Annotated in this window: 10 protein-coding genes and 1 pseudogene; 6 read left to right on the top strand and 5 right to left on the bottom strand. The window is 63.1% G+C overall.

From position 1 onward, the window contains the following. The first annotated feature begins 20 nt into the window (after window positions 1-20). The 5 genes from fliN (at window position 21) to AC58EF_RS20925 (ending at window position 5121) form a co-directional block, all read left to right on the top strand. Window positions 21-311: a flagellar motor switch protein FliN gene (fliN, locus tag AC58EF_RS20945; protein WP_497278436.1), complete on the top strand. Its 291-nt coding sequence runs from the start codon at window positions 21-23 to the stop codon at window positions 309-311. After that, a complete protein-coding gene (locus tag AC58EF_RS20940) occupies window positions 311-754 on the top strand; it encodes a helix-turn-helix domain-containing protein (RefSeq protein ID WP_497278343.1) in 444 nt (147 codons plus the stop codon). Before fliN ends, AC58EF_RS20940 begins: the two co-directional genes overlap by 1 nt. Window positions 755-826: 72 nt before the next feature. Further along, the gene (gene flhA, locus AC58EF_RS20935; RefSeq protein ID WP_497278342.1) at window positions 827-2920 is read left to right on the top strand and encodes a flagellar biosynthesis protein FlhA; all 2094 of its coding nucleotides are present in this window, start codon (window positions 827-829) and stop codon (window positions 2918-2920) included. Between the two features lie 696 nt (window positions 2921-3616). Continuing rightward, a complete protein-coding gene (locus tag AC58EF_RS20930; protein ID WP_497278341.1) occupies window positions 3617-4456 on the top strand; it encodes a flagellar hook-length control protein FliK in 840 nt (279 codons plus the stop codon). An 11-nt stretch (window positions 4457-4467) separates the two neighbouring features. Continuing rightward, window positions 4468-5121, top strand: a complete 654-nt coding sequence (locus tag AC58EF_RS20925; protein ID WP_497278339.1) for a flagellar hook assembly protein FlgD — start codon at window positions 4468-4470, stop codon at window positions 5119-5121. A gap of 36 nt (window positions 5122-5157) precedes the next feature. Here the strand turns inward: AC58EF_RS20925 and AC58EF_RS20920 are convergent, their stop codons facing one another. Next, window positions 5158-5460, bottom strand: coding sequence for a hypothetical protein (locus AC58EF_RS20920; RefSeq protein ID WP_497278338.1), 303 nt, complete (start codon window positions 5458-5460; stop codon window positions 5158-5160). Window positions 5461-5720: 260 nt separating this feature from the next. Here AC58EF_RS20920 and AC58EF_RS20915 point away from each other — a divergent pair, with 260 nt between their 5' ends. Then, the gene (locus tag AC58EF_RS20915; RefSeq protein WP_497278337.1) at window positions 5721-7142 is read left to right on the top strand and encodes a protoglobin domain-containing protein; all 1422 of its coding nucleotides are present in this window, start codon (window positions 5721-5723) and stop codon (window positions 7140-7142) included. Between the two features lie 77 nt (window positions 7143-7219). On the opposite strand, the pseudogene AC58EF_RS20910 reads toward AC58EF_RS20915, so the two are convergent. The 4 genes and pseudogenes from AC58EF_RS20910 to AC58EF_RS20895 form a co-directional block, all read right to left on the bottom strand. After that, window positions 7220-8556, bottom strand: a pseudogene (locus AC58EF_RS20910) (LLM class flavin-dependent oxidoreductase). A gap of 211 nt (window positions 8557-8767) precedes the next feature. Continuing rightward, complete coding sequence (locus AC58EF_RS20905; RefSeq protein WP_497278336.1) at window positions 8768-10120, bottom strand: FAD/NAD(P)-binding protein; 1353 nt, start codon at window positions 10118-10120, stop codon at window positions 8768-8770. A 337-nt stretch (window positions 10121-10457) separates the two neighbouring features. After that, window positions 10458-11855 (bottom strand): efflux transporter outer membrane subunit, encoded by a 1398-nt coding sequence (locus AC58EF_RS20900; protein WP_497278335.1) that lies wholly within the window; start codon window positions 11853-11855, stop codon window positions 10458-10460. Next, the gene (locus AC58EF_RS20895) at window positions 11852-15034 is read right to left on the bottom strand and encodes a multidrug efflux RND transporter permease subunit (protein ID WP_497278334.1); all 3183 of its coding nucleotides are present in this window, start codon (window positions 15032-15034) and stop codon (window positions 11852-11854) included. The genes AC58EF_RS20900 and AC58EF_RS20895 overlap by 4 nt, the downstream gene beginning before the upstream one ends.

The following is a 15034-nucleotide window of genomic DNA, read 5'->3' as shown; positions in this document are numbered from 1 at the left end:
ACGGTGCCGATGACGTGGAAATGAATGCCGACCCCAACTGGTCGCCGCGTCCCACCACGCCGCCCACGCCCGATGACCTTCAGGCGGTGTTCGACGTGCCGGTCAAGGTGCAGGCCATTTTGGGCCGCGCGCGCATGGATATCGGCGAATTGCTGCGTCTCAAGCCCGGCATGGTGGTGGAACTCGACCGCCGCGTGGGCGAACCGGTGGACATTTTCGTCAACAACCGCCTGATCGCCCGTGGCGAAGTCGTGCTGATCGACAGCGCGCTCGGCATCACTCTCACCGAAATCGTGCGACAGGAGCGTTGATGTCTGCATCGGACCATGACCCGACCCGCCTGCTGCTGGTGGGCGATCTCAACAAGACCATGGGCCTGGCCGTCGAGATGGTGCGCGGGTCGGCCGCCAGCATCGCGGTCGGCGCGGCGGATTACGAGGCGTTTGGCCGCTGGCGCCGGACGGTGGGCGACCTTGTCGTCGTGGATGTCGCGGTCAACCTGCCCGACGTCCTGTCGCGGCTGCGCGGTGAAAGGGCCGCCAACCAGGCGATGACCGCCGCGGTCGAGGATCTGGTCGGCCATAGCGTCGATGAAGTGGAACGCGCGCTCATCCTCCAGACGCTGGACCGCTGCCGGGGCAACCGCACCAGCGCGGCCGCCATGCTCGGCATTTCGGTGCGGACGATCCGCAACAAGCTGCGCAGTTTCCTGACGGAAGACTTCACGCCGCCGCCAGGCCTGCTGCGGCACTGAACAACGCGCGATCACCTCCGCTTCCGTTCGACCTGAACCTCCGCGTTCCTCCCCTCTCATCGGAACCTTCCCATGAAAGTCCAACTCCCCGCGAAGTTCGACGAGATGATCGTGCGTCTCGGCCCCAATCGCGACCTGGCGCTGGCGCTGGGCGTGACCGGCATTATCGCGATGCTGATCCTGCCCATGCCGGGCTGGATGCTGGACCTTGGGCTGGCGCTGTCGATCACGGCCTCGGTCCTGATCCTGATGACCGCCCTGTTCATCGACAAGCCGCTCCAGCTGTCGAGCTTCCCGACGATCCTGCTGATCGTCACCATGTTGCGGTTGGGTCTCAACCTGGCCTCGACCCGCCTGATCCTGGGACATGGACATGAAGGGCACCATGCCGCAGGCGGGGTGATCGCGGCCTTCGGCGAGTTCCTGATGGGCGGCGAGACGGTGATCGGCCTCACCATCTTCGCGATCCTGATCGTCATCAACTTCGTCGTCATCACCAAGGGCGCGGGGCGCATCGCCGAAGTCGGCGCGCGCTTCAGCCTGGACGCGATGCCCGGCAAGCAGATGGCGATCGACGCGGACCTCAATGCCGGCACCATCACCGAAGCGCAGGCGAAGGAACGCCGCGCTGAAATCGAGGCAGAAAGCGGCTTTTACGGCGCGATGGACGGCGCGTCGAAATTCGTGAAGGGCGACGCTGTCGCCGCGCTGCTGATCACCGCGATCAATGTCGTCGTCGGCCTCATCATTGGCGTCGCCATCCATGGCGTGCCTTTTGGCGAAGCCTTCACCACCTACACCATCCTGACCGTCGGCGATGGCCTCGTCAGCCAGATCCCGGCGCTGATCGTCTCGACCGCCGCCGGCCTGCTGGTGTCGAAGGGCGGCATTTCGGGCAAGACTGGCGCGGCGCTGGGCGAACAGCTTGGTCGTTATCCCAAGGCGTTCGGTGTCGTCTCCGCGCTCATGCTGGCGCTGGCGCTGATGCCGGGGCTGCCCTTCGCACCCTTCGCCCTGTTCGGCGGCATTTGCGGATGGCTCGCCTGGAGCATGACGAAAAAGGCGGAAGCGGCGGCAGTGCAGGCCCGCATGGAGGACGTCGCCGCGCAGCAGCAGGTGCCGCAGGTCGAGGAGCCGATCGCTCGCACGCTCGCCATCGATGCACTGCGCATCGAACTGGGCTATGGTCTGTTGCCGATGATCAACGATGCCAGCGCCGAACCGCGTCTCGACGATCAGGTACGCGCGCTGCGGCGGCAGATGGCGATCGATTTCGGCTTCGTGCTGCCCTCGGTCCGCATCCTCGACAATATGGCGCTCCAGGCCAATGAATATGTCGTCTATGTCAAGGAAACCGAGATTGCGCGCGGTGAACTGCGCATCGGCAAGCTGCTGGTCATCAACGCGGCGGGCCAGGATCTGGGCATCATGGGCGAGCCGACCAAGGAGCCGGTCTTCCATCTTCCCGCGCTCTGGATCGACCGCGACATGCGGGAGGAAGCGGGGTTTCGCGGCCTCACCGTGGTCGATTGCGGCACGGTGGTCACCACCCATCTCACCGAAATCGTCAAGGATAATATCGCTGACCTGCTTTCCTATGCCGAGACCCAGAAGCTGTTGAACGAGGTCCACAAGGATGCCGAAAAGCTGATCGCCGACCTTATTCCCGCGAAAATCTCGATCTCCGGGGTGCAGCGCGTGTTGCAGAACCTGCTGGCCGAAGGCGTGTCGATCCGCGACGTCCCGACCATATTGGAAGGCATTGCGGAGGCGACGGCGATGACTGGCAGCCTGACGCAGGTGACAGAGCACGTGCGCGCCCGTCTCGCCCGCCAGATTTCCGCGCAGCAGACCCATGACGGCACCATCCCGGTGATCACGCTGGGCAGTCAATGGGACGATGCCTTTGCGGAGAGCATCGTCGGGCAGGGGGATGAGCGCCATCTCGCCATGGCGCCGTCCAGTCTTCAGGCGTTCATCGCCGCCGTGCGCGACGCCTATGACCGCTTCGCCACGCAGGGGGAGATACCCTGCCTGCTCACCAGCCCGCCGCTCCGCCCCTTCGTCCGCTCGATCATCGAGCGGGTGCGTCCGGCGACGGTCGTGCTGTCGCAGAATGAAGTCCATGCCCGTGCGCGGCTGCGTAGCCTCGGAACGATCGGCTGACGCGACCGGCGCGGCGCGGACCCCTCTATAATGACAGAATGGAAGCGCGTGTCGCCACAAGATCGAGAGACCATGCCAGCAGCATCCGTGATTTTATCCGTTCCGACGCCCACAGCCGCCGCGTTGCCGCAAGAGGTCGCCGCGACATCACCCGCCATGGCAGGGGCTTTTGGCGCCTTGGTCGATTTGCTGTCGACGAGCGGGGAGGGAGCAGCGTCAATCCCCGCGGCGGTTCAAACCGGCCCGTCAGCGATGCCCGCCGCCGGCGACATGGCGGACAAGTCGGACTTTTCGTCAGACTTTTCGGCTGTTCCCGGCAGGGAAGCGGAGACTGCTCCGCTTCCTCAACCTCATTTGGACGCGACTGACACCATCGCGCTGGCGGTGCGTCGGCCGACGGTCGTGCCCGCCGATCCAGCGACGCCCTCGTCCAATGGCGTCGCGCCCGCGGACCAGGATGCAGCCACGGAATCCGCTGATGGGCTACCATCCGCGGCAGGACAGGTTGTAGCGCATGATCTTCCGACGATCTTAGGGACGCAGCCAAATCCGGTGATCGCCGATCCATCGGAAACAACCGTCAAGGCGAAGGGTAAAATCTCCGGGAAAGAGGACGTGGCCTCGGATCGGGATGTCGCTCCGACAGGTCAGAACAACGCACCGATACCCGTGTCGGCGTCGATGGAGAGCGTAGTGATGGCCGTCGCGCAGCCAGTGCCCGACAGCGACGGGCACAGACTGCAACAAGATGCGGTCCATGACGAGATGCCGCTTGCGGCAGCATCGAAGGCTGAGCCTGAAGAGCTACCTGTCGTTGCGGCCCGGCCTGAAGCGCGGCCCGCCGTCCAAATGCAGACGATGCCGAAAGCGCCGGCGGAGGAAGACGGGCGATCCGCTGCTGCGCCTGCCAATGCCCATCCCCTGCGCGGCGAGGTTCCGGTCGCACCAGAAGGCCCTGCCCTGACCCTGAATATGGTGAAGGCGGACGGGGCGCTGCCGTCCCCCTTGCTGACGCAGGCGATGGCGCCCGCTAACAACATCCCGGCCGTCAGCCCCTATCCCGTTGTGCTGCAGGCGGCGGCCATGTCGCCAGTCGTGCAGGCCCGGCCTGGCCATATCGGCGCCGACATCGGTGTCGAGATCGCCAGGGCGGCGAAGGGCGACCGCGACGACCTGCTGATCCGTCTCGACCCGCGCGAGATGGGGCGTATCGACGTGCGGCTGTCCTTCGATCGCGACGGCACGCTGCGTGCGATCATGTCGGCCGACAGTCCGGCCGCGCTCGATATGCTGCGACGCGAGAGCGGCGACCTCAATCGGGCGCTTGCCGATGCGGGCGTGCGCCACGATGCCCAGTCGCTCCGTTTCGATACGCGTTCGGGCGATCAGGGGCAGGGTGCCGGTTCCGGACAAGGCGGGCAACGCGGCCAGCAGGAACAGGGCGCGCATACTGTCTTCGACAATGGCGGCGATGAGCTTGCCGATCTTCATTACCGGCCGCTGCGCGTCAGTGGTCAGGTCGACCTCATGGCGTAAGGATGAATGAAATGACGACGGTCAACACGACGACGACTGCCTCGAACCCGGCCACTTCACAATTGGCCGGGTTGTCCACCGATTACACCATGTTCCTGAAGCTGCTGACCACACAGATGCAAAACCAGGACCCTCTCGATCCGATGGATACGTCGGAATATACGCAGCAGCTTGTGCAATATTCGCAGGTCGAACAGGCGATCCAGCAAAGTGCTTCGTTGCAGGACATCGTGTCCCAGCTCAGCGCCCAGCAGATGTCGCAGGCGTCGAGCTTCATCGGCAAGGAGGCGCGGTTCGACTCCGCCGTCGCGGGCCTTGGCGCCGACCCCGCCGCCTGGACCTATTATGTCGACGGGATGCCGGGTTCGATCACCGCCACCATAACGGATTCCTCCGGCAAGGTCGTGAACACGGTCACGCTGGACCCCGCCGCGCAAGGCCGGTTCGAATGGGATGGGACTAAGGCAGACGGCACCCGCGCCGCGGACGGGGCTTACACCTTGTCGCTGGCGGCGGTGACCGCTGGCGGCGACAAGTTGGATGCGACGATCAATTCGGTGGCGAAAGTCACCGACGTGGTGAGCAGTGGCACCGATATCATGCTCGGCGTCAACGGCATTCGTATGCCGCTTTACGGACTGGTGGGCGTGTCCGCCATCGATTGACTGGAAGGTGGGGAGAGGCTGATCCGGGCTGCCGGATCAGCCATGGATACGCTTTGTCGCGCCGGCGGTATCTATTGCCGTACTCAGCATGGTGCACCCGCCCATCCGCGCCGGCAGGGCGAGCATCATCAGGCAATCTTCGATGGACGGATCTTCGGCAGGTCCGATGAGGTCGATCATGTCGTCCCGAGAATAGTCGAAGGCGTTCATGCAATGATGGGCGGCGGCTTTCCAAAGAGTGTTCGGGCATTCTACCCGTAATTTCAATGTGAACTCAAATTCCCTGTCCGATACTTCAATCATATTGACAGCGTCGTCTGTGTCAGTGAACATTTTCACATACGCTCTCGATCATGATGTCCAAACCGATACGGCATGGCAATTTTCAGATGGTAGAGACCGTCCCCCGAACTCCGCCGATCTCCTGCTATATGTGGGATTTCCTTCCAACTAAGGGGTTTCCCTTATGCGGGTCGGAAAAGCGCGGCCGGGAGCGCTGAGGGCCTGGATCGCCCCCAAGATTCGTCGCCTGCGATGACCGGATCCGCCTTTCCCATCCTATCATGAAATCAGGTCTGATCGCAGAGCGGGGATGAATGATGAGTGGCGCGGACATAGGGGCACGGCTTTGCTTTTTCGAACTGGACGAGAAGCAGCGTCTCCTCCTCCGGGCCTCCAGGCCGATCCTGGAACGGTGCATCGGCCCAGCCCTTGATCGCTTCTATGACCGCGCCAGGGCAACGCCGGATACGGCGCTCTTCTTTCGCGACACGGCGCATATGGCGACGGCGCGGTCGGCACAAATTTGCCACTGGATGCACATTGTCGATGCGCGTTTCGATGCCGCCTATCATGACAGTGTCCGGCGGATCGGGTCCGTGCACGCGCGCATCGGGCTTGAACCCCGCTGGTATATCGGTGGCTATTCTCTCATCCTCGAAGAAATTATCCGTGCGGTCGATCGTGCCGCATCGACGTGGCAAAGGCTGTTTGCGCGCAGGCGCGGCGGCGGCGGAATGACGGCGGCCCTCGTGAAGGCAGCGCTGCTGGACATGGAATTGTCGATATCCATCTATTTCGAGGAAGCCGCGATCGAGCGGAACGAGGCGATCGCAAAGCTGGACGGGGCCTTGGCGCGGCTGGCGATGGGCGATCTGGCAGAAAATGTGAGCGGCCTGCCCCCGGCATTCTCCTCGCTCGAAAAATCCTATAACGAGACGCTTGCCAATCTGCGCGAAACCATCGGATCGATTGTCCGGGCGTCAGCCACCATCAAGGGCGGTTCGCGCGATATCGCCGACACTTCGGAAGGGCTGGCGCGCCGGATGGAGAGCAATGCGGCCGCACTCGAACAGGCGGCGGTGACGCTGGGGCAGGTCGAGGATCGGGTGAAGGCGACCGCTTCGGGCGCGCGGGAAACGCTCTCCATTGCCGACGAGGCACTTGTGGCCATGGGGCAGGGCAAAATGGGCGCCGGCGATGCGGTGCGCACCATGCATCTGGTGCATGAAAGCGCACGGGGCATCGATGCGGTCATCGAAGGCGTCGACAAGATCGCCTTCCAGACCCGTGTGCTGGCCATGAATGCGGCTGTCGAAGCCGGTCGGGCAGGGGATGCCGGGCGCGGCTTCGCTGTGGTCGCCGACCTCGTCCGGGCGCTGGCGATGCGGGCCGAGGAGGAGGCCAGGAAAGCGCGCGAGGGGCTGTTGGCCACCCAGTCCGAAATTGCGGCAGCCGTGGGGGCTGTCACAAGGGTAGATGGAACCCTGAACGGCGTGTCCTCCAAATTCGAACGAGTCCATGCGCTGATAGCGCAAATGTCGGACGACAATGCAGCGCAGTCGAACGCGATTACGGAAGTCAACAGCACGGTCGGTATAATGGATCGCGCGACCCAGCAAAATGCCTCGATGATCGAAAAGGCGGTGATCGGCGCCCAATCCCTTCATGATGACGCCGCACAACTCGCCGCCCAGGCGAAACGCTTTCGCATCGGTGCGGCAACGGCAATGTCACGGTAGACGATATTTTCGCTGCTCTGCCGAACGATCGGAGATCGAATCGGAGAACCGACGTTCGTGCGCGCGCGCCGGCCGCTTCATGCGGCGCTTCTCTGTGTGCTGGCGGAAGAATGGCGATTGTCCGGCACGGCAAGGCCCAACTGCTCGCGAAAATTCGTCCCCTTATAATCGGTTCGGAACAGGCCGCGCGCCTGCAGAATTGGAATCACCGTGTCGACGAACAGGTCAAGCTGGCCTGGGAGCGGTTCGAACAACACAAAGCCGTCGACCGCGCCGCTTTCGAACCATTGCTGCAGCCTGTCCGCAACCGTCTCCGGTGAGCCGACGAAGGCGCCGCGCGGCGTCGCCAGACGCTCGGCCACCTGTCGCAGCGTCAGATTTTCAGCGCGCACTTCGGCTAGAATGCGCAGCGTGCCGCTCTGTTGGCTGTTGAGGCCAATATGTTCGACGTCCGGGAAAGGCGCGTCCAGATCATATTGGCGGAAATCATGATCGTTGAACGTGCGTGACAGGAAACCCAGCCCCGTCTCGATCGATTCCAGCGCAGCCAGTTCGCGATAGCGCGCTTCCGCATCCTCGTCCGTATCGCCCACGATCGGGGCGATGCCGGGCAGAATGAAAAGCTGTTCGGGATCGCGGCCGAAGCCTTTGGCCCGCGCCTTGACGTCGGCATAATAAGCCTTCCCGTCCTCCTGCGTGGGCGCATGGGTGAAGATCACCTCGGCCCGGCGGGCAGCGAAGCTGCGGCCGTCGTCGGACGCGCCGGCCTGGAAGATGACGGGTTGCCCCTGAGGCGTCCGCTTGATGTTGAGCGGGCCGCGCACCTGAAAAATTCGCCCTGATGGTCCAGCCGGTGAAGCTTGTCCGAATCGACGAATTGTCCGCTTTGCTTGTCCGCGACATGGGCGCCCTCCTCCCAACTGTCCCACAGTCCCTGGACCACGTCCAGATATTCGGCGGCGATGCGATAGCGAACGGCATGGGCTGGATGCTCGGTCTTGCTGAAATTGGCGGCAGTGTCGCCCAGCCACGAAGTGACGACATTCCAGCCCGCACGTCCGCCGCTCAGATGATCGAGCGAAGCGAATTGCCGCGCGACGTTGAACGGTTCGGAATAGCTGACCGTCAGCGTGGCGACCAAGCCGATGCGCGATGTCGTGGCGGCCAGCGCCGACAGGATGGTGATCGGTTCGAAGCGATTGAGATAATGGGGGCTGGATTTTTCGGTGATCGACAGGCTGTCGGCCACGAACAGAAAGTCGAACTTACCACGTTCGGCGGCTGCCGCCTACTGCTGATAATGGGACAGGCTGGTGCTGGCGTTGACGTCCCGTTCAGGATGCCGCCAATCATTCCAGGTGCGCCCGACACCATGAAGGATGAAGCCAAGCTTGATGTGCCGTTGCTGAGTCATGCCGTGCCTTTCGGGATGAGCGATCCCTTCATGGTTAGGGCGCGGCGGCGCAGGCGACCAACGCGGACTCCTCGATCATTTATGATTTGGGTAAATAGGCGTGCGCTGGAGCGATTTCCAAGCGATCGAAATCGATCGCTGGTTAAGAAATCGCGGCAAACAAAGGGCTTTAGAACGGTTTCGATCTGATCCAATCAGATCGAAAACCGTTCTAAAGACCCTCTGCCTCGACCCAGTGCGCGCTGGTCAGCTGGCGCGCGAGCGCCCAGACCTGCCGCCTGATGTCGGGGACGGCAACGATTTCCCAATGGGCGCCGCGCGTCATCGGTCCGACGATAAGCAGGCGCTCCTGCGCATTCCCATGAACATCGATGGCGCGGCACTGGCGATCGACGTCGATGCCGATGGCGAGCGGATCGGGACGAATGTCGCCGCGGTCGAACAGGTTGCGGAGCAAAGGGTCCTTCACCCGGCGAAGGTCGCCCAGCGGCCCGGTGCAATTGACGGTGCGCGCCACCCGTAGGGTTTCGATCGCCGCATGGCCGCGCGGGCGCAAATCCACGGCCAGCCCATCGCCATCCGCTTGCGCCGCGACGACTTTCGCCGCGCGCACCTCCAGCCTCCCTTCGGTCCGCAAGGCATCGAGCCGGGCGGCGACCTCGGGTGCGATGCGATGGCGATGCACGTCCCAATAGGGGCGCAGGTGGCGCAGGAAACGGCCGCGCTCGTCGGGACTGGCGGCGCGCCACATGTCCTGGGCGAAGGGGCGAAGCTCGTCCACGGCGTTGCGCCAGCCAATCTCCGCGCCCCGCGCGCGGATGGCGCGCACCAGTGCGGAGGCTGGGCCGCTCGGTCGCTCCCTTCGCGCGGCATAGGGTTGCGCGGGGGCATGTGCATGGGGCGCGAGGCCGCGGCGCGAGAGGGCGATGATCCTGCCCCTGAAGCCGCTGCTTTCGAGACTCAAGGCGCAATCCAACGCGGTAAGGCCGCTTCCCAGCAGCAACAGGCTATCCCGTGCATTCAACCCTGCCCCCAAGTCCGCCGCCCAGGGATCATCGACATAGGCCGGACGCGTTTGGCCGACAAAGGCGGGCAGGTCGTGCGGCGGGAGGTTGCCTGCGGCGATCACGGCGACGTCGGCGGCGACCGTCCCGCCTGGCCTGAGCGTCAGGAAGGCGCTGTCCTTGGCTAAGGTCAGGTTGACGGCGTCGTCCTGCAACAGCGTCAGCCGATCTCCGGCCGCAACGCGCATGGTATCGAGCATGGCGCAAAGATAGGCGCCATAGTCGCGCCGCCGGGCGAAACTTGTTTCCTGTCCCAGGGCCTGCGCCCGCAGCCATTCGGCAAAATGTCCGGGTTGGTCCGGCAATGCGCTCATGTTGGCGGCGCGGACATTAAGGACATGGTCGGCGTGCGCCGCGCCATAGGCGAGGCCGCGACCCAGCCGATCCGGCCTGCGTTCGATCAGCGTGACCCGGACAGTGCCGTGCCGCAGCAGGTTGACCGCGAGCAGCGCGCCGCTGAAGCCCCCACCGACGATGGCGACATGATCGACCCTCAGCATGGATCAAGCATTTCTAATGGCTCGCTCAACATTGCTTATGGGACATATCTCTACTCTATGAATAGATAAAGATGCATCTTCATGGTCGGAAGGATGATGATGAGCCTGTTTCGCTCGTGCAGCCAAGGCTCTGCTCGCGGATCGAGGCTGTGACACCAACGCCATTCGCGAGGAAATCGCCGTCCACGGCGTACAGGCCATCATCCCGGCCACTCAAGAAATGGTGGCGCATCGCCACCCGTTACGACAAATCCTATCTCGGCTTCGTCAGCCTAGCCCAGCATTGCTGCGGCTGCCCTTTATCCACAAAACCTAGAGGCCGCTCCAAAGCACGGCCTCAACTCTCGCTCTGACGCTCATTTCCGCCCAAGGCACGAAACAGGCCGATGCGATTGACGGCGGCTGCGAGCTGGATGGAGGCCAGGGCTTGGCGCGCGGCATAGAGTGTGCGTTGCGCGTCCAGCACAGTCAGGAACGGCTCCAGACCCTGCCTGTAGCGTGCCTGCGCCAGCGTGGCATTGGCCGACGCGGCCGACACACCGGCATTTCGTGCCGCAAGCTCGTCGCTCATCGTCCGTTTGCGCGCCAGAGCGTCGGCGACTTCGCGAAAGGCCGTTTGGATCGTCTTTTCATATTGTGCGAGCGCCGCTTGTTGAAGCGCGTCGGCATAGTGCACACCCGCGCGTCCCGCCCCTGCACGGAACAGCGGATAGCTGCCTGCTCCGGTTGCCGACACCGCAAAGGCGCCGCCCGTGAACAGTGACGTGAGTGCAGCGTCGGCGAACCCCGCAAGCCCGGTCAGTGTGATCCGAGGGAAGAGGGCGGCGCGTGCTGCACCAACGTCGGCATGGGCCGCTCGCAGCATATATTCTGCTTCATGCACATCCGGCCGTTGCAGCAATATGGCGGATTCCAGTGCGGCGGGCACATCCCTGACGAGCGCCGAGACCGGGGCAATAGCATCCGGCAGGGACGCAGGATCGATGGGCACGCCCACTAGAAGCTCCAGCGCGTTGACATCCTGCTGGACGGTCGTCATCCAGCGCGCCACGTCGGCGCGCGCAATTGTCAGGATTGTTTCCGCCTGATGCAGATCGATGGCTGATCCGATGCCCTGGTGCAGCCGTTCGCGCGTCAACATTACCAATCGGTCGGCATTCTGGACCGTATCGAGAGCGATCTGCAACAGGGTACGGTCGGCTGCGCAGGTCAGCCATGCTTCGGCTATGTCGGATAACAGTGTGAGGCGCGTTGCCCGCATGGCCGACTGACTCGCCTGATACCGATTCCACGCCGCCTCGTTGAGCGCCCGCAAACGCCCGAACAGATCGATTTCGAAGGCGGTGCTCCCAAGCGACGTCGAATAGCCCGATTGCATGACGCCGCCCGGTCCCCCCGATCCGGCATCGGAACGGGTGTAGCCGAAGCTAGCATTGATCTGCGGCAGAAGATTTGCCCGCTGAATCCTGTATTGAGAGCGTGCCGCCAGGATATTGGCGATGCTGATACGGAGGTCTCGGTTATTCTCGACCGCCTGCGCCATCAGATGTTCCAGGCGAGGGTCGCGGATGAGCTGCGCGTAGGAAAGAGGCGGAGATTCGGTCGCGGGGCTGACGGGCATCCTTTCCCAACCCGCCGGGACCGGAGCGGCAGGGCGAACATATTCCTCCGTCATCGAGCAGGCCGGGAGTCCGATCAGCATCGCCGGGAGAAGTGGGGCGAGACGGGTTTTCACAGACTCGCGGGACCCGCAGGGCTTAATCGCCGCCATTGCCGCTTTGCGAGGAGCCGCACGAGAATGAAGAACAGCGGAATATAGAAGATGGCGAGGGCCGTGGCCGTCACCATCCCTCCGACGACCGCCGTGCCGATGGCGATGCGGCTGTTGGCGCCCGCGCCCGTGGAAATGGCGAGTGGCAGCACCCCGAACACGAAAGCGACGCTGGTCATCAATATGGGCCTCAGTCGGAGCCGCGCCGCTTCCAGCGCCGCGTCGACCACCGATTTCCCCTGTCTTTCGAACTGGTCAGCGAACTCGACAATCAATATGGCATTTTTTGCGGCAAGGCCCATCGTGGTCAGCAGGCCGATCTGGAAATAAATATCGTTTTCCAGCCCGCGCATGGAGACGGCGATTACAGTGCCGATCAGGCCCAGAGGAACGACCAGTAATACCGCGAGAGGGACCGACCAACTTTCATAGAGCGCCGTCAGGCAGAGGAAGACGAGCAGGAGTGAAAGCAGATAGAGAATCGGAGCCTGTCCAGAGGAAAGCCGCTCCTGATAGGAAACCCCGGCCCAGGCGACGGTAACGCCACTCAAGCCCGCCGCCAGCTCCTCCATTCGGGCCATCGCCTGGCCGGTGCTGACGCCCGCGGCCGGCATGCCCTGAAATTCGGCGGCGGGAAAGCCGTTGAAGCGCGGCAGGATAGTGGGTGCCTGCGACCAGGATGTTTTGGCGAAGGCGGCAAAGGGCGTCATCTGCCCTGTGGTGCCACGGACAAACCATTGGTTGATATTGTCCGGGCTGGCGCGATAGGGCGCATCCCCCTGCACATAGACGCGCTTTACACGGCCACGGTCGAGGAAGTCGTTGACATAGGTACCTCCCCAGGCGGTCGACAGGGTATTGTTCACGTCATCCTGCATCAGGCCATAGGTCGATAACAGTTCCGCATCGCTGTCGACTTTCAAGGTGGGGACGTCCGGCAATTCGGTGAGGCGCACCGCCTGGAGCAGCGGGTCTCGCTGCGCCTGGTCGAGCAGCCGGTCGCGCCGCTCGTTGAACTCTTCGCGCGTTAGGCCGCCGCTATTTTGTAACTCCATGGTGAAGCCGGCATATTGGCCCAATCCGCGTATCGGCGGCGGCACGAGTGTGAACACCTGGGCATCGGCCAGCGTGCGGAATGCCTTGCCGGCGCGTGCCACAATGGCGTCGACGCTGTTTTGCGGCTCGAATCGTTTTGACCAGTCGGTAAGATCGATGAAGCCCTGGCCGGTATTCTGCGCGGCCGTGACGCCGCCGCCGCCGGTGACGGTAAAAAGCGTGGTGACCTGCGATGCTTCCCGTTCCGCGAAATATTGTTCGACCTGGTTGCGGACAGCATCCGTGCGCCCTTGGGTGGCGCCCGCTGGCAGTCGAATCTGGACCAGGGCGCGGCCCTGGTCTTCGGCCGGTACGAAGCCGGACGGCAACCGCTGAAACAGTAGGGCGAGCAGAACCACGATCAGCCCGTAGATGATCAAGAACAAGAATTTGCGGCCCAATATCCGGCGCACACCCCCCAGATATTGATCGGTGAATCGCGCGAGGCAGGTTTCGAAGGCATGGCCAGCCCGTTCCATTTGTCGCATTGCACGCGGCCAGCGGCGGGACATCCAGTTTTCCGACACCGTGCCGGCCGGTGCCGGCGTCTTGAGCAATGTTGCGGTGAGGGCCGGGCTGAGAATCAGCGCCACCAGCACCGACAAGATCATGGAGGATACGACGGTCAGGGAGAATTGCCGGTAGATTACGCCAGTCGATCCGCCGAACAGCGCCATGGGCACGAACACCGCCGACAGGACCAGAGCGATCGCTATCAGCGCCACGTTGATCTCCCGCATCGATTCGATCGTTGCATCGCGCGGGGTCATGCCGGGATTTTCCCGCATCAGCCGCTCGACATTCTCGACGACCACGATCGCGTCATCGACGAGCAGGCCGATCGCCAGGACCAGACCGAACAGAGTCATCGTGTTGATAGAGAAACCGGCGACATAGAGAATCCCGAAGGTTCCAAGCAGAACGACGGGCACCGCGATTGCCGGAATCAAAGTTGCGCGCCAGCTTTGCAGGAAGATGAACATGACCAGCACGACAAGGATGATCGCTTCGATCAGCGTCTTTACGACTTCCCTTATCGAAAGACGGATGAAGGCCGAACTGTCGCTGGAATAGACGACTTTCAAGCCGGGGGGGAAATTCCTCGCGACGCTCTCCACCGTGGCCTTGACCAATTCGGCAGTCGCCAGCGCGTCGGCGCCGGGGGTGAGAAGAATGGAAATGCCCGCACCGGGATGCCGGTTGATCCGGCTGCGCGGCTGATAACCCTCCGTTCCCAGCTCAACGCGAGCGACATCCGCCATACGGACGGTGGCGCCGGTCGGCTGGGTTTTAAGGACGATGTTCGCAAACTCTTCGGCCGTGCGCAGGCGCGACTGCGCGCTGACGGTAGCTTGCAACATCTGAGTGTCGGGCTGGGGCTGACCCCCTATGTCGCCCGCGGCGACTTCGCTGTTTTGGGATCGGATGGCTGCGACGACGTCGCTCGGCATGAGCTGATAGGCGGCGAGCTTGGCGGGGTCGAGCCAGATCCGCATCGCATAGGGCGACCCATACACCAGGGAATCGCCCACGCCCGGAACGCGACCGAGCGAATCCTGGAGCGTCGATATCAGAAGATCGGCAACGTCCCGATTGGTCAGCCTGTCGGTTTCGTCATAAACGCCGACGATCATCAGGCTATCGGGATTGGCCTTCCGCACCACCAGCCCCTGTTGCTGCACGGCGACCGGCAGACGCGGGATTGCCTGTTGCACCTGGTTCTGGACCTGAACCTGGGCGATATCTGGATCGATACCTTTCTCGAATATCGCGCTGATGGCAACCTGTCCGCGCGAAGAGGAGGTCGAACTGAAATAGAGCAGGCCATCGATCCCCGTGAGTGATTGTTCGATCACCTGGGTGACGCTGTTCTGCATGGTATCTGCCGACGCGCCGGGATAGGTGGCTGCGATCGTTACCTGTGGAGGGGCGATGTCGGGATATTGGGAAATCGGTAGCGCCATTATCGCGAAAAGCCCACCGAGCATCATGGCGATTGCGAGCACCCACGCGAAACGTGGACGGTCGATGAAGATGCGTGAGAACAT

The sequence above is a fragment of the Sphingobium sp. WR1 genome, from assembly GCF_059693745.1.
This window is presented reverse-complemented; position numbering and strand designations above follow the sequence as displayed.